The 17,818-nt window shown below is 54.3% G+C and carries 14 protein-coding genes; 6 read left to right on the plus strand and 8 right to left on the minus strand.

What is annotated here, in order from left to right; all coding sequences use genetic code 11:
* Window positions 1–5: 5 nt before the first annotated feature.
* The gene (locus tag ACTJIK_RS25295; RefSeq protein ID WP_440650360.1) at window positions 6–1,190 is read right to left on the minus strand and encodes a sigma-54-dependent transcriptional regulator; all 1,185 of its coding nucleotides are present in this window, start codon (window positions 1,188–1,190) and stop codon (window positions 6–8) included.
* Window positions 1,191–1,375: 185 nt separating this feature from the next.
* Between ACTJIK_RS25295 and ACTJIK_RS25300 the strand changes: the two genes are divergently transcribed.
* Both ACTJIK_RS25300 and cysM read left to right on the plus strand, forming a co-directional pair.
* A complete protein-coding gene (locus tag ACTJIK_RS25300) occupies window positions 1,376–2,179 on the plus strand; it encodes a serine O-acetyltransferase (protein WP_440650362.1) in 804 nt (267 codons plus the stop codon).
* Window positions 2,180–2,181: 2 nt separating this feature from the next.
* On the plus strand, window positions 2,182–3,063 hold the full coding sequence (gene cysM, locus ACTJIK_RS25305) for a cysteine synthase CysM (protein ID WP_440650364.1): 882 nt from the start codon (window positions 2,182–2,184) through the stop codon (window positions 3,061–3,063).
* A gap of 123 nt (window positions 3,064–3,186) precedes the next feature.
* On the opposite strand, the gene ACTJIK_RS25310 is transcribed toward cysM, so the two are convergent.
* Together ACTJIK_RS25310 and ACTJIK_RS25315 are read right to left on the minus strand one after the other, a co-directional pair.
* Window positions 3,187–4,170 carry a pyruvate dehydrogenase complex E1 component subunit beta gene (locus ACTJIK_RS25310; protein WP_440650366.1) on the minus strand — a complete coding sequence of 328 codons (984 nt, stop codon included), beginning with the start codon at window positions 4,168–4,170 and terminating at the stop codon, window positions 3,187–3,189.
* Between the two features lie 89 nt (window positions 4,171–4,259).
* Complete coding sequence (locus ACTJIK_RS25315) at window positions 4,260–5,435, minus strand: acetyl-CoA C-acyltransferase (RefSeq protein ID WP_440650367.1); 1,176 nt, start codon at window positions 5,433–5,435, stop codon at window positions 4,260–4,262.
* A gap of 206 nt (window positions 5,436–5,641) precedes the next feature.
* On the opposite strand from ACTJIK_RS25315, the gene dnaG reads away from it, so the two are divergent.
* Window positions 5,642–7,639, plus strand: a complete 1,998-nt coding sequence (gene dnaG / locus ACTJIK_RS25320) for a DNA primase (protein ID WP_440650368.1) — start codon at window positions 5,642–5,644, stop codon at window positions 7,637–7,639.
* Between the two features lie 239 nt (window positions 7,640–7,878).
* On the opposite strand, the gene ACTJIK_RS25325 is transcribed toward dnaG, so the two are convergent.
* Window positions 7,879–8,370: a dihydrofolate reductase gene (locus ACTJIK_RS25325; protein WP_440650370.1), complete on the minus strand. Its 492-nt coding sequence runs from the start codon at window positions 8,368–8,370 to the stop codon at window positions 7,879–7,881.
* The gene (locus tag ACTJIK_RS25330) at window positions 8,367–9,161 is read right to left on the minus strand and encodes a thymidylate synthase (RefSeq protein ID WP_440650371.1); all 795 of its coding nucleotides are present in this window, start codon (window positions 9,159–9,161) and stop codon (window positions 8,367–8,369) included. The genes ACTJIK_RS25325 and ACTJIK_RS25330 overlap by 4 nt, the downstream gene beginning before the upstream one ends.
* A 496-nt stretch (window positions 9,162–9,657) precedes the next feature.
* On the opposite strand from ACTJIK_RS25330, the gene ACTJIK_RS25335 reads away from it, so the two are divergent.
* Both ACTJIK_RS25335 and ACTJIK_RS25340 read left to right on the plus strand, forming a co-directional pair.
* Window positions 9,658–12,624, plus strand: coding sequence for a SusC/RagA family TonB-linked outer membrane protein (locus ACTJIK_RS25335; RefSeq protein ID WP_440650372.1), 2,967 nt, complete (start codon window positions 9,658–9,660; stop codon window positions 12,622–12,624).
* Window positions 12,625–12,650: 26 nt separating this feature from the next.
* A complete protein-coding gene (locus ACTJIK_RS25340; protein WP_440650373.1) occupies window positions 12,651–13,943 on the plus strand; it encodes a RagB/SusD family nutrient uptake outer membrane protein in 1,293 nt (430 codons plus the stop codon).
* A gap of 161 nt (window positions 13,944–14,104) precedes the next feature.
* Here ACTJIK_RS25340 and ACTJIK_RS25345 read toward each other — a convergent pair whose 3' ends face one another.
* Window positions 14,105–15,286 (minus strand): proline dehydrogenase family protein, encoded by a 1,182-nt coding sequence (locus ACTJIK_RS25345; RefSeq protein ID WP_440650375.1) that lies wholly within the window; start codon window positions 15,284–15,286, stop codon window positions 14,105–14,107.
* Window positions 15,287–15,492: 206 nt separating this feature from the next.
* On the opposite strand from ACTJIK_RS25345, the gene ACTJIK_RS25350 reads away from it, so the two are divergent.
* Complete coding sequence (locus tag ACTJIK_RS25350; RefSeq protein WP_440650376.1) at window positions 15,493–16,269, plus strand: FecR family protein; 777 nt, start codon at window positions 15,493–15,495, stop codon at window positions 16,267–16,269.
* Between the two features lie 111 nt (window positions 16,270–16,380).
* On the opposite strand, the gene ACTJIK_RS25355 is transcribed toward ACTJIK_RS25350, so the two are convergent.
* Both ACTJIK_RS25355 and ACTJIK_RS25360 read right to left on the minus strand, forming a co-directional pair.
* Window positions 16,381–16,716 carry a hypothetical protein gene (locus ACTJIK_RS25355; protein WP_440650377.1) on the minus strand — a complete coding sequence of 112 codons (336 nt, stop codon included), beginning with the start codon at window positions 16,714–16,716 and terminating at the stop codon, window positions 16,381–16,383.
* 29 nt (window positions 16,717–16,745) lie between these two features.
* Entirely contained in the window at window positions 16,746–17,762 is a 1,017-nt protein-coding gene (locus ACTJIK_RS25360; RefSeq protein ID WP_440650378.1) for a sugar phosphate isomerase/epimerase family protein, read from the minus strand.
* Window positions 17,763–17,818: the final 56 nt, after the last annotated feature.

Below are 17,818 nucleotides of genomic sequence, written 5' to 3' on the forward strand. Positions count from 1 at the left end.
GTCGTTCAGGTAGTGGCTTTTTTTTTCTCGTGATTGGGAACCACGTAGTTCTCCACGTCGTCTGCCGTAATGGTCTTGCCGCTCAATATCACCAGCCTTTCCACCACGTTGCGCAGCTCGCGGATGTTGCCCGTCCAGTGATGGTTCTGCAGGGCTTTCATCGCTTCTTTGTCCGCTGTTTTACGGGCAGTGCCGTATTCGGCGCAAACGGCGTCCAGGAAATGATCTACCAGCAAAGGTACATCGTCCCTCCTGTCGTTTAGCGAAGGCACATGAATGAGGATCACGCTGAGGCGGTGGTACAGGTCGAGGCGGAAGTTCTTGTCTTCCACTTCTTTCAGCAGGTCTTTATTGGTAGCCGCCACCACGCGCACGTCCACACTTATTTCCTTGTCTCCTCCCACGCGGGTGATCTTTCCTTCCTGCAGGGCGCGCAGCACTTTGGCCTGCGCGCTGAGGCTCATATCGCCGATCTCGTCCAGGAACAGCGTGCCGCCGTTGGCCTGTTCGAACTTGCCGATGCGTTGTTTGATCGCGGAGGTGAAGGAACCTTTCTCGTGGCCGAACAGCTCGCTTTCGATCAGTTCGCTGGGAATGGCCGCGCAGTTCACTTCCACCATCGGGCCGTTTGCGCGGTTGCTGTAAGCATGTATCCAGCGGGCCACCAGCTCTTTGCCGGCCCCGTTGTCGCCGGTTACCAGCACGCGCGCGTCGGTGGGCGCCACTTTATGGATCGTGTCCTTGATCTTCACGATCGGGCCCGATTCGCCGATCATTTCAGGCGTTTTGCTCACTTTTTTACGCAATACTTTCGCTTCCGCCACGAGGGTGGTTTTATCGAGCGCGTTGCGGAGGGTGATGAGCAAACGGTTGAGATCGGGCGGCTTGGAGATGTAATCGAATGCGCCTTTTTTCACCGCATCTACGGCGGTGTCTATATTTCCGTGGCCGCTCACCATGATGATGGGCACATCGGGATTGATCTCTTTTGCTTTTTCCAGGAACTCGAGGCCGTCCATTTTCGGCATCTTGATGTCGCACAGCACAGCGTCGTAGGCTTTCGCCTGGAACATCTTGTAACCTTCCGCGCCGTCTGCCGCCTCTTCTACCTTGTACCCTTCGTAGGTCAGTATCTCGGAAAGCGTTTTCCGGATGCTCTTCTCGTCGTCAATTATGAGGATATTGGCCATATAGGTTGTCTACTATTTTAAACAGTGCCAAAAATAAAGGAAAAGACGGAACCTACCACAAAATACTCTCATGGCATAGCAGTGTTAAAAATAAATCTTGATGGATGGCGGCTTTACATATATAAAAGTCTACTGATCTTGTCGGTTTTTGTGTAATTTTAGCCCGTAGCAGGTAACTATCCGTTATGATGAAAAAATTACTGGAGCAATTAAAGGCGCGGCACGCTGCCGCAGGAGAACCGGCATACCCTTCTTCAGAGGAAGTATGGGCGTTTTGCAGCGACCTGGTGAACTGGCTTTTCCCTGAGCATAACGGCAAGGTGCTGGATGAAGCGGCGCTGGAGCAGTATGCCGTGAAACTGGAAACACAGCTGACGCTGCTGCTGGCCAATATGTCGCCGCAGCTGAAAGATACGCCGGAAGGCATCGCGCGGAATTTTATGGAGCAGGTGCCCGGCATTTATGCGGACCTTACCAAAGATGCGGAAGCCATCCTGCAGGGCGACCCCGCGGCTACCTGCCTGTACGAGGTGATCCGCGCCTATCCCGGCTTTTACGCTATCGCCGCATACCGCGTGGCGCATGGCCTGCATTTGCTGCAGGTGCCGCTGCTGCCGAGGGTGATCACCGAATATGCGCATGCGCGCACGGGGATAGACATTCACCCTGCCGCCGAGATCGCGCCCTGGTTTTGCATAGACCATGGCACCGGCGTCGTGATCGGCGAAACCACCGTGATAGGCCCGCATGTGAAAATATACCAGGGCGTAACCCTGGGCGCGCTCAGCATAGACAAGCAGATGGCGCGCGCCAAACGCCACCCCACCATTGAAGAGCATGTAGTGATCTACGCCGGCGCCACCATATTGGGCGGCGATACGGTGATCGGCCACCACAGCATCATCGGCGGCAATGTGTGGCTCATCAAAACAGTAGAACCGTATTCCCGGATTTATTATAAAGCAGATGGCAGTATAAAAGTGATTTAAACATGAGATCAGTTCTGGATTTAGTGGGCAACACCCCTATGGTGGCCCTGCAACGCATTCCCGAAAACCCCGATGTAACCATTTATGCCAAGCTGGAAGGCAACAATCCCGGCGGCAGCGTGAAAGACAGGGCGGCATACGGTATGATCAAAGGCGCGATGGACCGCGGGGAGATCCGCTCCGGCATCAAGCTCATAGAAGCCACCAGCGGCAATACCGGCATAGCCCTCGCCATGATAGCCAATCTTTTTAACGTGGAGATCGAGATCGTGATGCCCGAAGACGCCACGCGCGAACGGGTGCTCACCATGGAAGCCTTTGGCGCCAAAGTGGTGCTCACACCCAAAGAGCAAAGCATGGAAGGCGCTATCGATTACGCGCATGCGCAGGTGCAGAAAGGCGGTTACCATATGCTGAACCAGTTCGCCAATCCCGACAACTACGGCATGCATTACCGGACCACCGGCCCGGAGATCTGGCGCGATTCGCAGCACGCCATCACGCACTTCGTATCCGCCATGGGCACTACCGGCACTATTATGGGCGTAAGCCGCTTCCTGAAAGAAGTGAACCCCGGCGTACAGATCGTGGGTTGCCAGCCTACGGAAGGTTCAAGGATCCCGGGCATCCGCAAATGGCCGGAGGCTTACCTGCCGAAGATATTCGAGCGCCAGCGGGTGGACCGCATTATGGATATTTCCGAAGAAGAGGCCCGCATTATGACAAACCGCCTGGCCCGTGAAGAGGCCATTTTCTGCGGCATGAGCAGCGGCGGGGCCGTGGCGGCAGCCGTTCGCGTGGCGAGGGAGCTGAGCAGCGGCGTTATCGTGTGCATTATCTGCGACCGTGGGGACCGTTACCTTAGTTCCGATCTTTTCGGTTGATCTTCCCATAACCTTTTTGCCAACGACCGGCCGGGAAATTCCGTGCCGGTTATTTTTTTCCGCAAGGGCATAAAAAAACCCGCTCCAGCCGGAACGGGTTCTTTTAAATATTGTAAAAGAAGATTATTTCTTCATATACATCACTTCCTTCACCAGCTTCACTGTCCTTTCGATATCGGGCAGGTACAGTTTCACCAGGTTGGGCGCGTAGTGCATGGGCGCGTCCGCAGCGGTGATGCGGCGGATGGGGGCGTCCAGGTAATCGAAGCCTTCTTTCTGGATGCGGTAAGAGATCTCGGAGGAGATGCTGGAGAACGGCCATTGTTCTTCCACGATCACCAGGCGGTTGGTCTTTTTAACGGATTCCAGGATGGTGAACCAGTCCAGCGGGCGGATGGTACGGAGGTCGATCACTTCGGCCTCAATGCCTTCCTTGGCCAACTCTTCAGCGGCGCCCAGGGCTACTTTCATCATTTTATTGAAGGACACGATGGTAACGTCTTTACCGGCGCGTTTGATATCAGCTTTACCGATGGGGATGATGTATTCCTCTTCGGGCACCTCTCCCATATCGCCGTACATCTGCTCTGATTCCATGAAAACAACCGGGTCCTCATCGCGGATGGCGGCTTTCAGGAGGCCTTTCGCATCGTACGGGTTGGAAACGGAGATCACTTTCAGGCCGGGGATGTTGGCATAATAGCTTTCAAAAGCGGTGGAGTGCTGTGCCCCCAGCTGACCTGCGGAACCGTTGGGGCCGCGGAAAACGATGGGGCAACCTACCTGCCCGCCGCTCATGGCCAGCATTTTGGAAGCGGTATTGAGTATCTGATCCAGCGCCAGTACGGCAAAGTTCCAGGTCATGAACTCCAATACGGGGCGTAACCCGTTCTGGGCGGCACCCACACCGATGGCCGTAAAGCCCAGCTCGGCGATAGGGGTATCAATTACACGACGGGCACCGAATTCATCCAGCATACCCTGGCTAACTTTGTACGCTCCGTTGTATTCTGCCACTTCCTCTCCCATCAGGAATACCCGCTCATCACGGCGCATTTCTTCCTGGAGGGCTTCTCTTAAGGCTTGTCTGAAGGCTATCTGACGCATTTGGTTCTATAAAAGTTATTTGAAATATATACACGCCTTTTTCAAAAGGCAGGGCAAATTTATCGTTTGTTTGCCAAAAAGCAAAGCATTTACATTTTCTCTATCACCATAGCGCTCGCTCCGCCGCCACCATTGCAGATCCCGGCCACGCCGTAACGCCCGCCGAGCCTTTGCAGGATGGAGGAAAGGGTGACCACGATGCGCGCCCCGCTGCAACCGATGGGGTGCCCCAGCGCCACGGCCCCGCCCCAAACGTTGAGGGTGCCGGGTTTCACGCCCAGGTCCCGCTCATTAGCCAGCGCCACGCAGCTGAAAGCTTCGTTGATCTCCGTATAATCCATATCAGCCATGGTAAGCCCGGCCTTTGCCAGCGCCTTACCCACGGCTTTTACCGGCGTGGTGGTGAACCATTCCGGCGCCTGGGAGGCGTCCGCGAAGCTCACAATGCGCGCAACTGGCTTCAGGCCCAGTTCTTTCAGTTTTTCGCCGCTCACCAGCACAACGGCTGCCGCGCCATCGTTGATCTTTGATGCGTTGGCGGCAGTAATGGTGCCGTCTTTCTGGAAGGCCGGCTTGAGGGCCGCCATCTTTTCGAAGTTCACTTTAAGGTATTCTTCGTCGGAATTCACGACCACGGGCGTTTTACCGCCCACTCCCACCGGCACGATCTCCGCGTCGAAATAGCCGTTCTTATAGGCCGCCGCGGCGCGCTCATAGCTCTGCCTGGCAAAAGCGTCCTGGTCTTCGCGGGTAATGTTGTATTCTTTTGCGCAGATCTCCCCGGCATTGCCCATGTGGAAATCGGAATACGGGTCCCAGAGACCATCCCTCAGGATGCCGTCTATCAGCGAGCCGTGGCCCAGGCGGTAGCCGTTGCGGGCCTTATCGAGGTAATAGGGGATATTGCTCATGCTTTCCATGCCGCCGGCCACCACCACGTCGTTGTCTCCCAGCAGGATGCTCTGCGCCCCCAGCATAATGGCTTTCATGCCCGAAGCGCATACTTTGTTCACCGTGGTGGCGGGCACGGTATTGGGCAGCCCGGCGTACAGGCTGGCCTGCGTGGCCGGCGCCTGGCCGATATTGGCGCTGATCACATTACCCATGTATACTTCCTGCACCTGGTCCACAGCCACTCCCGCCCTTTCCAGCGAAGCCCTGATAACAGTGGAGCCCAGCGTGGTGGCGGGCACGGAGGCCAGCGAGCCGCCCAGGCTGCCGATGGCAGTGCGGGCTACGGAAACTATGAATACTTCCTTTTTCATTGAATAAATTGATTTTAATGCCCTGCGGAACCTGCGCCCCCGGGGTTCAAAAATGATTTTGTTGTTTTGGCGATCCTTCTTTTGAAGGATCTCAAATATAGGGAATTCCCCCCTTACCGATTTTTCGCTAAGTTTGCAGATGGCCGAGTATACTATTTGTATATTTCAGTTGACAAAAAGTATACTCGATAAATCCGAATTAAGATTTGATCTCCCAGGACACGATACAACAGATACTCAACCGGATAGACATTGTGGAAATCGTCGGTTCCTTCGTTAAACTGAAGAAACGCGGCGCCAACTACATGGGGCTCTGCCCATTCCACAACGAAAAATCCCCTTCCTTCACCGTTTCCGGCAGCAAGGAAATTTACAAGTGTTTCGGGTGCGGCAAAAGCGGCAATACGATCAACTTCCTCATGGAGCATGAAAAATACTCCTACGTGGAAGCGCTCCGCTGGCTGGCCGCCAAATACAACGTGGAGATCGAGGAAAAGGAAGTGAGCCCGGAAATGAAAGCCCGGCAGCAGCTGGCAGACAGCCTTTTTATCATCAACAACTTCGCGCGGGATTATTTTGTAAAGACCCTTCACGAAACCGACGAAGGGCAGAATGTGGGCCTCAGCTATTTTGAAGAAAGGGGCTTCACCGAAGAAACCGTCAGGAAATTCCAGCTCGGCTACTGCCTCAACCTGCGCGACGCCTTCGTGCGCGAAGCGCAGCATAAAGGCTACAACATGGAGCTGCTGCAAAAAACAGGGCTCGTTACCATTCGCAACGAACAGCCGGCAGACAATTACCGCGGCCGCGTCATCTTCCCCATCCACAACCAGAGCGGGAAAGTGCTCGGTTTCGGCGCGCGCATCCTTGTAAAAAGCGACCGCGCACCTAAATACATCAACTCCCCCGAGAACGATATCTACGTAAAAAGCAAGGTGCTCTACGGCACCTATTTCGCCCGTCACGCCATCGACAAGCAGGACGAATGCCTGCTCGTGGAAGGGTATACGGACGTGGTATCGCTCCACCAGGCCGGGGTGGAGAACGTAGTTGCCTCCAGCGGCACCTCGCTTACCACCGACCAGCTGCGGCTGATCAAAAAATACACACGCAACCTCACCATTCTTTATGACGGCGACAACGCGGGCGTGAAAGCCGCGCTGCGCGGGCTCGACATGGCCATCGAAGAGGGCCTGAACGTAAAGCTCGCACTCATACCCGACAACGAAGATCCCGACAGCTACGTGCGGAAGATCGGCGCGGAAGGTTTCCGGCAGTTCATTGCGGACAACAAACAGGACTTCATCCTCTTCAAGCTCCGCGTATCACTGAAAGAAGCCGGCAACGATACGACGAAGAAAAGCCAGCTGGTGAACGAGATCGCCGAAACCATCGCGCGTATAGACAAGGTGGAAGATTTCACCAAACAGCAGGACTACATCCGCCAGTGCAGCCAGCTTCTCAAAATAGACGAAGAAGGCATGGTGACGCTGGTAAATAAATACATCCGCGACCGCCTCACCAAACAGGCCACACAGGAGCAGAACCGTTTCAAAAACCGCGGGCAGGAAACACCCGCCGGGGAAGAAGGCGGTCCGTCCCTCGCCGAAATGTACCCCGAGCATTTCGACGAAAGCATGCAGCCGGAGGTAAACCCTGACAACCTTTTCAACAAGGATGAAAAGCAGGAACGCGAGCTGGTAAAAGTGCTGCTCCGCTTCGGCGATAAGATGTTCGACGAAGAACAGAAGATCACGGTGGCGGATTACATCTTCCATCTCCCTTACGACTTCGAATCGCTGGCAGACAGCGAGGTAGTGAAAAAGATCCTGCACGAATACAAATCCCAATACGACCAGGGCGCGCCCCTGGACAAAAAATGGTTCCTCTACCACCAGGACCCGGAAATCTCCAAAAACGTAGCACTCATCCTGGAAGACAAAGAAGCCGAGCTAAGCTCCAACTGGCGCGACAAGTTCGAGATCAAGACCGTTTACGGCGACGATGCTTTCGTAAAAGACACCGTAAGCGCCAGCCATTACCTGATCCTCCGGAAGATCCGCAAGCTCATCGAAGAAAACCAGCAGGAGCTGAAAGACGCCACAGATTTTGACGTGGCGAGAAAATGTATGGAGATGGACATCCACCTCAAACAAATGGCGAAAGAGCTGACGGATAAGGTGGGGACGGTGATCATTAAATAATATCAACAGAAAGCTTTTACAAAAAGCAGAAGAGCTCACCCTCTACATCACTGAGCAAGAGAAAAAAAGCGAGCAACCGGAAAAACGCCTGGCCACTAGAAAAAAATCAAAAATAAACCCAACCACAAAAAAACCTGTTTATTAAGCAAAGCCGGTTAACGTGCGTGTCAAATAAAAAGTAGCTGTGCCCGCAGCTACTGCCGGCACAGCCCAGTTTTACTTTTTATTTGACACGCACGTTAACGGCGCTCCCACGTCTGAAAAGTAAAAGCATACGCATGTTTTTCATCCGCAGCATGATCTTCCGCATGTGTCAGTTCCCACTCATCGGGATTGATCACCGGAAAAAAAGCGTCGCCCTGCAGCGTGGCGTGCACCCGCGTCATGTATATCTTATCCACCATCGAAAAGGCCTGTAGAAAAATTTCAGTCCCCCCGGAGATAAAGATCTCGTCCACATCAAAATCTTCCGCGATCGTGATGGCAGCGTTGATAGAAGACACTACTGTGGCGCCTTCGGGCGCGTAATCCTTCTGGCGGGTGATCACTATGTTCTGCCGGCCCTTGAGCGGCTTCCCTCCCATGGATTCGAAAGTTTTCCGGCCCATGATCACCGGGTTGCCCCAGGTCGTGTTCTTGAAAAACTGCAAGTCCGCGGGAAGATTCCAGGGCAGGCGGTTCTCGATGCCGATCACGTTGTTGTCTGATGCCGCAACTATTATAGAGATCATACTGCTACCGGGGCTTTGATATGAGGATGGAATTCATAGTTCTCCAGGGTGAAATCTTCGTATTCAAAAGAGAAGATGTCTTTCACCGCCGGGTTCAGCTTCATCACCGGCAGGGCGTAAGGCTTGCGGGTGAGCTGCAGCTGCGCTTGCTCGAAGTGGTTATTGTACAGGTGCACATCGCCGAAGCTGTGCACGAACTCTCCCGGCTCCAGGCCGCACACCTGCGCGATCATAAGCGTGAGCAGCGCATAGGATGCAATATTGAAAGGCACGCCCAGGAACACGTCCGCACTGCGCTGGTAAAGCTGGCAACTGAGCCTGCCATCCGCCACGTAGAACTGGAACAGGCAATGGCAGGGGCTGAGCGCCATGTCCGGCAATTCGGCCACATTCCAGGCGCTGATGATCAGGCGCCGGCTGTCCGGGTTCTTTTTGATCTGGCTGATGAGCTCCGTCACCTGGTCGATCGTTTTGCCGTTGGCCCCTTCCCAGCTGCGCCATTGTTTGCCGTAAACAGGGCCGAGGTTGCCGTCCTTATCCGCCCATTCGTCCCAGATCTTCACCCCATGGTCCTGGAGGTAGCGCACATTGGTGTCTCCTTTCAGGAACCAGAGAAGTTCGTAGATGATGGATTTGAGATGAAGTTTCTTGGTGGTCACCAGCGGAAAACCATCCTGCAGGTTAAAACGCATCTGGTAGCCGAACACGCTCCGGGTGCCGGTTCCTGTACGGTCCGTTTTGTTATTCCCCTGAGCGATAATATGTTGTAGTAAATCCAGGTATTGTTGCATGACCCCGCAAGTTAAATGTAAATTGGGAAATAGCCTATCACAGCTATCAGATTACAGTGAGAAATAATATAAACAAAAGGGTGAAAACAAACAAATCTACTTTCCCGCAAATTTCATTAATCTGCGATAATATATAAGACCATATCAACAAAATCACGGCACTATCTAACTATAAAAATCTAAACGCTTAAAAAATAAAAAAGGCACTATTCGTTTATCATCAACCCTAAATTATCCGTTGCAGGGTCAGACCATGCAGCAGAACGACCGCGTGAGAACGTAGAAACCCGGAGCCTGAAGAACTGACACAAGCATTCAGAATTTTCCCATCTGGCCTTGCAGTTGATAATAAATTTATCAACCTCTAAATTCTTTTATCATGCAACAAGATGTACCGCACTAAAGCATGGCGTGGCATCCTATTGTTTAACCCGAAGCCATGCCTCAAAATTTTTATCAACCTGTAATCATTCTTAAACCTCTAAATCGCCAGAACATGTATCTGACCAAACAATTCATTTTGCTGGTATTGCTGCTGTGCATTTCCTTTGCGGCAGCGGCTCAGCAGACGGTGACCGGGAAAGTATCCGACCCCTCGGGCAATGCCGTGCCGGGGGTCACCGTCAGGCTTCAGCAAACCAACCGGGGCACCGTTACCGACGCCCAGGGCCGGTATTCCATAGAAGCCACCAACGGCAGCACCCTTATTTTTTCCTACACCGGTTTCAAAACGCAGAACATCGTGGTTGGCAGCGGTGCGCTGAATGTAACCCTGCAGGAAGACTACGCCAACCTCGATGAAGTAGTGATCACCGGCCTGGCCACTTCCGTAAAAAGAAGCAACCTTGCCAACGCTGTGGCCACTATTTCAGCCAAACAACTTTACGGCGTAGCCCCGGCACAAACCTTCGACGCCGCGCTGAGCGGCAAGATACCCGGCGCGCTCATCACCGCCAACACCGGGGCGCCCGGCGGCGGCCTTTCCGTGAAGATGCGCGGCGTAACCTCCATCTTCAGTAACTCACAGCCACTGTATGTGGTAGACGGTATTTTCATTTCCAACATCAGCGTACCCGCCGGCCTCAACCTCATCACCGGCGCCGCCACCGCGGGCAACCCGCAGAACCAGGACAATCCGTCCAGCCGCGTGGCAGACATCAACCCAGACGATATCGAGAACATTGAAATACTCAAAGGCGCTTCCGCTGCCGCCATCTACGGCTCCAAAGCAGCGGCAGGCGTAATTCTCATCACCACCAAAAAAGGCACCAACCTGGGCCGCACTATCGTGCGCCTGCGCCAGGACCTCGGTTTTGCACAAGCCCGCAAGCTGCTGGGCGTACGCCATTTCACCGAGCAGACCGCGTTCGAAAGAGGCGGCGCTACTGAAAGGGATATGTTCATTGCCGCGCGCAACGCAGGCAAGCTCTACGATTACGAAGACGAGATGTATGGTGAAACCGGCCTCATTTCCAACACCAACGTGAGCGTGAACGGCGGCACCGAACGCACCGGCATGTACTTCTCCGCCAACCGCAAGAGCGAAGAAGGCATCGTCAAAAACAGCGGTTACCTGAACAATTCCGTGCGCATGAATATAGACCACCAGCTGAACGACCGTATCAGCCTGGCTTTGCGCGCAACCTACATGAACACTTCCGCGGACCGCGGGCTTACCAACAACGACAACAACAGCGTTACCTACGGCGTGTCCCTGGCCACTATTCCGGAATACCTCGAGCTGCACCCCGACGCCACCGGCAATTATCCCACTAACCCCGCAGCGGCCAACCCGCTTGAAACGAGGGACAAAATGCGGAACAACGAAACCACCAACCGCGTGATCACCGGCGGCGAAGTGAGGGCCACCCTGCATACCAACGACCGCACCAATACAAAGCTGATCGTGCGCGGCGGCATCGACTTCTTTAACCTTAAGACCGAAGCCATCTTCCCCCGTACCCTGCAATTCATGAGAGGCGGGCTGGAAGGCGCTTCCATCCAGGGTAATACCAACAACCTCAACACCAACCTGGCGGGCGTGCTGGTAAATACCTTCGCGGCGAACCCGGACCTCAATTTCACCACTTCATTAGGCGCCACACTGGAAACCAATTACCTGGACCACATCCTGTCCATCGCCACCAACGTGATACCCGGCCAGAACAACGTGGACCAGGCGGCCAGCTCACAGCTGCAGCAGTTCCGCCAGAAGTACCGCGACAACGGTATCTTCATCCAGGAAGAAGTGTTGCTCATGGACGCGATCACCCTGAGCGCCGGCGTACGCTTCGACCGCAGTACCAACAACGGCGATTACAAAAAATACTTCGTGCTGCCCAAAGCATCCGCATCCTGGAACCTTGCCAAGATGGGTTTCTGGAGCATCAACGATATCAACAGCTTCAAGCTGCGCGCGGCTTACGGCCAGGCGGGCAACGTAGCGCCTTATGGCGCGAAGTTCCTTGCGCTCACTGCCAGCAATATCGGCGGGCAGCCCGGTTCTTTAGTCGATTCACAGTTCGGCAACCCGGACATTGAACAGGAACGGCAGACAGAATTTGAAGCAGGGCTCGACGTGAGCTTCTTCAACGGCCGTCTTTTCCTGGAAGCCACCTACTACAACAAAAAGATCTACGACCTGTTATTGCGCAGGAACGTACCATCGTCCAGCGGCTTTACCCAGCAATGGGTGAACGGCGGCGACCTTCAGAATAAAGGCGTGGAGATCGGCATCGGCGCCATCCCCCTCAACACCAAAAAATTCCGCTGGAATACACAGGTAAATTTCTGGAAGAACACCTCTGAGATCACCAAGCTCACCATTCCCGCCTTCCCCATGGGCGCGTTCGGCAACACGCTGGGCAACTTCTTCATCGAAGAAGGCAAATCAGCCACACAGATCATCGGCACCCTGGGCAACAACAAAGGCGTGGGCGTTCTCGGCAATTCAGAGCCGGACTTCCAGCTGAGCTTTTACAACGACCTCACCTTCCTCACCAATTTCAGCCTGCGCGTAATGCTGCATTGGAAAAAAGGCGGGGACAACATCAACCTGACGCAGTACCTGTCTGACATTTTCCAGACCTCTTACGATTACGACGACGACAAGAACGGCAACGGCGTAAAAGACGGGCAGGACAGGATGGCCGCCGCGGGTATTTCAGACGCCAGCGTGCGGGTGCAGGACGCGTCTTACGTGCGCATCCGCGAGATCGGTTTGTATTATAACATTCCCATCCCGAAGAACAATATCATTTCCGCTGTGAACGTGGGCATTTCAGCAAACAACTGGTTCACCTGGACCGATTATGAAAGTTACGATCCCGAAACTTCCAACTTCGGCAGCAACACCATTTCCACCGCAACCTCCCGCGGCAGCAATGGCATCAGCACCGGCGTGGAAGTAACGCCGTTCCCGGCTGCCAAGCGGGCAATGTTTCACCTGGGCGTAACCTTCTGATCTGTTCAACTTAAAAAAGAATCATTATGAAACAACATAGCATATTATTGTTCAGCGCAATGCTCCTGGGGCTGGGCGCCTGCCAGAAGGGCGAGATACCCAACCTGAACACGCCGGTGGCCAGCGAGATCATCACCAACGGCACCAAGGAGCAGATCGATAACCTGGCCGTGGCCATGGAATCGGGCATGCGCCCTACCCTGAACACCTATTTCGATGCGATCGGGATACAGGGCCGCGAGATCTACCGGTTCTCCGGGTCCGAGCCGAGGTATACCACCGAACTCATGGGCACCTCGCCTTTGGATAACAATACCTTTTACACCACCAACCCCTGGGCTTCCCGCTACAGGGTGGTAAGGCAGGCCAATATACTGATGGATGCGGTGAACGCATCGTCCAGGCTTTCCGCCAACGAGAAAAAAGGATACCTGGGTTACGCTAAAACGGTCATGGCCTACCAGTTGCTGATCGCGCTCAACATGCAGTATACCAACGGCATCCGCACGGAAGTGAAAGACCCGAACAACCTCGGGCCCATTAAAGGTTACCCCGAAAGCCTGGCGGACATTGCCGCTATGCTGGACGAAGGGAAAGCGGACCTCACGGGCAGCGAGATCGTTTTCCCGGTATCGGTCGTGACGGACGTAACGCCCGCCAAGCTCCTGCAATTCAACCGGGCGCTCGCCGCACGCGTGGCCATATACCGCCAGCAGTGGGCAGTTGCGCTTACCGCGCTGAACGAATCTTTCTTCGATCTGAACGGGGATTTTAATAAAGGATATGTGCATATCTTCAGCGCTAACTCCGGCGACCTGCTGAACCCTGTGTTCCTGCCGCAGAACAACGCGGGCGAACAACGCCTGGCGCACCCTTCGTATGCCACGCAGATCGCCCCGGGAGACGACCGCATTGGCAAAGCCACGCTCCGGGCCGCACCGGCTTCGCTGGACGGGCTCTCCTCCAACCGCGACGTATGGATACACCGGAGCAATACCGCTCCCGTTTACATCATCCGCAACGAAGAGCTGATCCTGATCTACGCCGAAGCAAAGATCAACCTCAACCAGCTCCCGGATGCCATCGTGGCGCTGAACCGGATCAGGACGGGGCACAACCTGTCGGTGTATCCCGGCGCTGCCAGCCAGGCGGCCCTGATCACCGAAATGCTGCACCAGCGCCGGTATTCGTTGTTCGCAGAAGGCCACCGCTGGATAGACATGCGGCGCTACGGCCGCCTGAACCAGCTGCCGCTCGACCGGCCGGGGGATAAGGTGTGGGATAAATTCCCCATTCCGCTGCCGGAATCGAATCAATAACTATCAAATCTGACGGGAATAAAAAAAGCCGCCCCGAAAGTTTTCGGAGCGGCTTCTTCTTTGCATAGCAGCATTTGGTTCCCGGTTATAATGCGCTGATAATTGGCTTTTGATCCCGTATAACGGGCGCAGGCGGCCAAATGTTACATTATCCCGGCTGGTTACATACCCCTGCGTTTCATTTCTTTGCGGATCAGGCTCAATTCCCGGCCCATGGAGCCTGCAATGGAAGTATTTTCCTGCGCCCGGCGGATCAGGTAAGGTACCACGTCCTTTACAGGACCGTAGGGCAGGTATTTGGACACCCGGTAACCGGCATGCGCCAGGTTGAAGGTGATGTTATCGCTCATGCCGTAGAGCTGTGAAAAGCTCACACGGGGGTGGTTATGCGGGATATTTTTTTCGTCCAGCAGGCGGGCGGCCAGCATGCAGCTGTCCTCATTGTGCGTGCCGATGAAAACGGCCAGGTGCTCCAGGTTGTCCAGGCAAAAGCGCACCGCGGCGTCATAATCCTCGTCTGCCGCGTCTTTATTCGGCTGTATGGGCGATGGATAAGCATTTTCTTCCGCGCGTTTCCTTTCTTTTTCCATGTATGCGCCGCGCACCAGCTTGGCGCCCAGCAGGTAACCCGCAGCTTTGGCCTTTGCAAGGCTCTGGTGCAGGAAGTCCAGCCGGTCGTGGCGGTACATCTGGAAGGTGTTGAACACGATCACTTCCCCTTTGTTGAACAGGCCCATCATTTCATCCGTCAGATCGTCTACCGGCTGCTGCACCCAGGATTCTTCCGCATCTACCAGCACACCCACTTTGCCTTTGGCCGCAGCGGCGCAAATGCTGTGGATGCGTTTGCGCACCCTTTCGAACTCTTCTTTTTCTTCCTGGGTGAGGGTTTCGCCTTTATGCATCTTTTCCAGCAGTTCGAAGCGCGCGAAACCGGTTACTTTGATAGGAATAAAAGGAATATGCGGCTTGCCGGCAGCGTATTGAATGGCACGGAGGAATTCCGGCACGGCATTGTCGTAGTTATCTTCCCCTTCCACGGCTTCCACGCTGTAGTCCAGCGCCACGCCCACACCGAAACGGCCCAGCTCTTCCGCTGCCTTTACGGCCTCTTCGAGGGTTTCGCCCCCGCAGAACTGGTTGAAGATGGTGGATTTGATGATGCCTTTAACCGGCAGGCGCAGTTTGAATGCGAGAGGGGTAGCAAATGCTCCCAGCTTCACCAGCCAGGGTTTGCCGATATTGCTGAACAGGAAATTGGCCCGCTTCAATGCCTTGTTAGACATATGCTCAAATGCGATAGCCGTATCGTCGAATGATAATGGTGGTTGCTGCTTTTCCATGGCGGGCAAAGTTAAGGGGCCGGTACTGGTTTAACAAAAAAGTCCGTTCACTCATGATAGTTTTCTGACATACAAGCAGAAAGAGCCGCTGTGATCTGGCAATTTTTTTATTATATTTATCCCGGGACAGTGTTACACCAAAATCCGTATTCCCAACCATGAGCGCAGCACATACGCAATTCCGGCGGCCAAGGCTTCCACTGTATATGAAAAAACGGCGTAACTGGCAACCCGTTGCCCTTACGCTGATCGTCGTTATGCTCATAGCAGCCGGCACGCTGTATTATGTGGCAGGCCGCCACCAGCGGAGTTCCGTTATGCTCGAGCCGGGCAAACGGTATGTCACTTACCAGAGCGATTACGGCCAGCGTAAGATGGTTAAGCTGCCGGACAGTACCCTCGTGATCCTCAACTCCCGTTCGAAACTTTATATGCCGGAAAATTTCCCGCAAACCCGCGGCCTGGTGCTGGACGGCGAGGCCTTCTTTTCCGTGCCCGCCACCGGTCAGGAAATGGTCATTTTAACGGATAAGCTCAAAACCCGCACACCCGGCGCCACCTTCCGCCTCCGCTCCCTGGAAAGCCAGAGCGGCGCCTATTGCCTGGTGCTCAGCGGGCAGGCCAGCGTGGGTAAAAGCTACTATTCCCAAACAGACAATGCCATAGAAGAGCTCACCACGGGGCAAAGCGTGCTGGCCAACAAAGGCATCGACCTCATGGAAAAAGAGACCTTTGAGCTGGCAGAGCAGGAAGATTGCCTCCATGGAAAGCTGGTTTTCAACAATACCCCGCTTCCCGCGGCGTTAAAGAAGATGGAAGACTGGTTTGGGGTTGAGATGGAAATGCGGGGGAACAATGGCCGCGCCAAACACGTCACCGGGGTGTTCAACAACGATTCGGTACAGGATTTGCTTGCTACACTGGGAGACAGCATCGGTTTCACCTACCGGGTGACCCGCGATAAGGTAGTGATCAAATTTTAGATTCAGGAATTTCCATATCCTAGAATATAATATAGTGTTGCAGATCTGCGACAAAAAGAAATGCCGGTTGTGCGAAGCAGACAACCGGCATTTTATTTTTCAGCCCCAGCTTCAGAACTCGCGTTCTTCCACCGGGAGGTTCCTGATCAGGTTATCAAAAAGGTCCCCTTCATAATCGTCGTAAGCGCCGTAGGCATTGATGATGTAGCCGATAAAACCATCAGCGTTCTCCAGCAGGTACAGCACCGCGGAGTCCGAAGGATTGCTGTCGCCCTCGAAGCGGTAACTGCGGATGATCTTCATACCCTGCGGGTTGAATATCCGGCCTGAATCCTCGTCTTTCAACTGCCCGTCTTCCAGCAGCCGCAGCTCATGATCCACACCGCGTTCTTTCAATACTTCCATCACGCCGCTCAGCGTGGTCATTCCATTGGGAGATGTTTCCATATTCGATTATTTACGGGATTTGCGCCTGTTTAGCTCAGTTCCTGGCCTACTCTTTTCAGCAGCTCCAGGGTTTTGCGCACGCCAGCTTCTTCACTGTCTGTGCTGCCTTCATATTCGATGCCGATAAAACCTTTGTAGCCGGCAGCCTTCACAATTTCCAACATTTTCCGGAAATCGGTATGAGTTTCGTTGCCTTGTGCATCAAAATCATGGCTTTTGGCGCTTACGCCTTTAGCGAAGGGCATCAGCTCGGTAACGCCTTTGTAGCGGTCGTACTCTTCGGCGCAGGGCGTGCTGTAGTCGCCGTCTTTCTGGCGCCTTACGCAGAAGTTCCCGAAATCGGGCAGGGTGCCGCAGCCGGGCTTGTTCACGCCTTTCATTACATCGCTCAGCCAGATGCCGTTGGAGGAATAGCCGCCGTGGTTTTCCACGATCACGCCGATATTAAAATCTTTCGCGAAGTCCGTGAGGCGGCTGAGACCGTCGATGGCGGCTTTTTTCACGTCTTCTTCAGTGCCCGCGCCCGCGGCGTTTACGCGGATGGAATGGCAGCCGAGGAACTGCGCGGCTTCCACCCATTTGTAATGGTTCTCTACCGCCTGGGTGCGCTTCTTGATGTCGCGGTCGCCCAGGTCGCCCTCGCCGTCGCACATAATGAGCACGCTGGTAACGCCGTTGTCGTCCGCGCGTTTTTTCAGGTCGGCGAGGTATGCTTTATCTTTTGCTTTGTCTTTAAAGAACTGGTTCACATATTCCACGCCGGTAATGCCGTAATCTTTTTTGGCTTTCTCCGCAAAATCGAGGTTGGTCATTTTACCGGAAAACAGGGCGTTGTGGAAGGACCATTCGGCCAGCGAGATCTTGAAGAACAGGTCTTTCACGGTACCGCCGCCGCCGGTGCCGGTGGTATCGGTCTTGCTGGTATCAGCGCCTCCATTGGTGCCGCCGCTGTTGCAGGCTGCGAGAAATGCGGGTCCTAGTGCTGCGCCTGCAGATACCAGGCCCAGCTGGCGCAGGAAATGTCTGCGGTTCGTGGATGATGACATTGTGTTAAGAGTTTGAGATTTGTAATGAGTTCATAACTGTAATGAATATACGCTTA

Origin of the sequence: Chitinophaga sp. 22620, assembly GCF_052044405.1 — a bacterium.
GTDB lineage: Bacteria > Bacteroidota > Bacteroidia > Chitinophagales > Chitinophagaceae > Chitinophaga.

Excerpts from the sequence above, each read along its gene's own strand:
- ACTJIK_RS25335 (WP_440650372.1), top strand. The coding sequence starts at position 9,658 with ATGTATCTGACCAAACAATTCATTTTGCTGGTATTGCTGCTGTGCATT.
- ACTJIK_RS25315 (WP_440650367.1), bottom strand. The coding sequence starts at position 5,435 with ATGAAAAAGGAAGTATTCATAGTTTCCGTAGCCCGCACTGCCATCGGC.
- ACTJIK_RS25330 (WP_440650371.1), bottom strand. The coding sequence starts at position 9,161 with ATGCAACAATACCTGGATTTACTACAACATATTATCGCTCAGGGGAAT.
- ACTJIK_RS25345 (WP_440650375.1), bottom strand. The coding sequence starts at position 15,286 with ATGGAAAAGCAGCAACCACCATTATCATTCGACGATACGGCTATCGCA.
- ACTJIK_RS25360 (WP_440650378.1), bottom strand. The coding sequence starts at position 17,762 with ATGTCATCATCCACGAACCGCAGACATTTCCTGCGCCAGCTGGGCCTG.
- ACTJIK_RS25300 (WP_440650362.1), top strand. The coding sequence starts at position 1,376 with ATGATGAAAAAATTACTGGAGCAATTAAAGGCGCGGCACGCTGCCGCA.
- cysM (WP_440650364.1), top strand. The coding sequence starts at position 2,182 with ATGAGATCAGTTCTGGATTTAGTGGGCAACACCCCTATGGTGGCCCTG.
- ACTJIK_RS25310 (WP_440650366.1), bottom strand. The coding sequence starts at position 4,170 with ATGCGTCAGATAGCCTTCAGACAAGCCTTAAGAGAAGCCCTCCAGGAA.
- ACTJIK_RS25325 (WP_440650370.1), bottom strand. The coding sequence starts at position 8,370 with ATGATCTCTATAATAGTTGCGGCATCAGACAACAACGTGATCGGCATC.
- ACTJIK_RS25340 (WP_440650373.1), top strand. The coding sequence starts at position 12,651 with ATGAAACAACATAGCATATTATTGTTCAGCGCAATGCTCCTGGGGCTG.
- ACTJIK_RS25350 (WP_440650376.1), top strand. The coding sequence starts at position 15,493 with ATGAAAAAACGGCGTAACTGGCAACCCGTTGCCCTTACGCTGATCGTC.
- ACTJIK_RS25355 (WP_440650377.1), bottom strand. The coding sequence starts at position 16,716 with ATGGAAACATCTCCCAATGGAATGACCACGCTGAGCGGCGTGATGGAA.
- ACTJIK_RS25295 (WP_440650360.1), bottom strand. The coding sequence starts at position 1,190 with ATGGCCAATATCCTCATAATTGACGACGAGAAGAGCATCCGGAAAACG.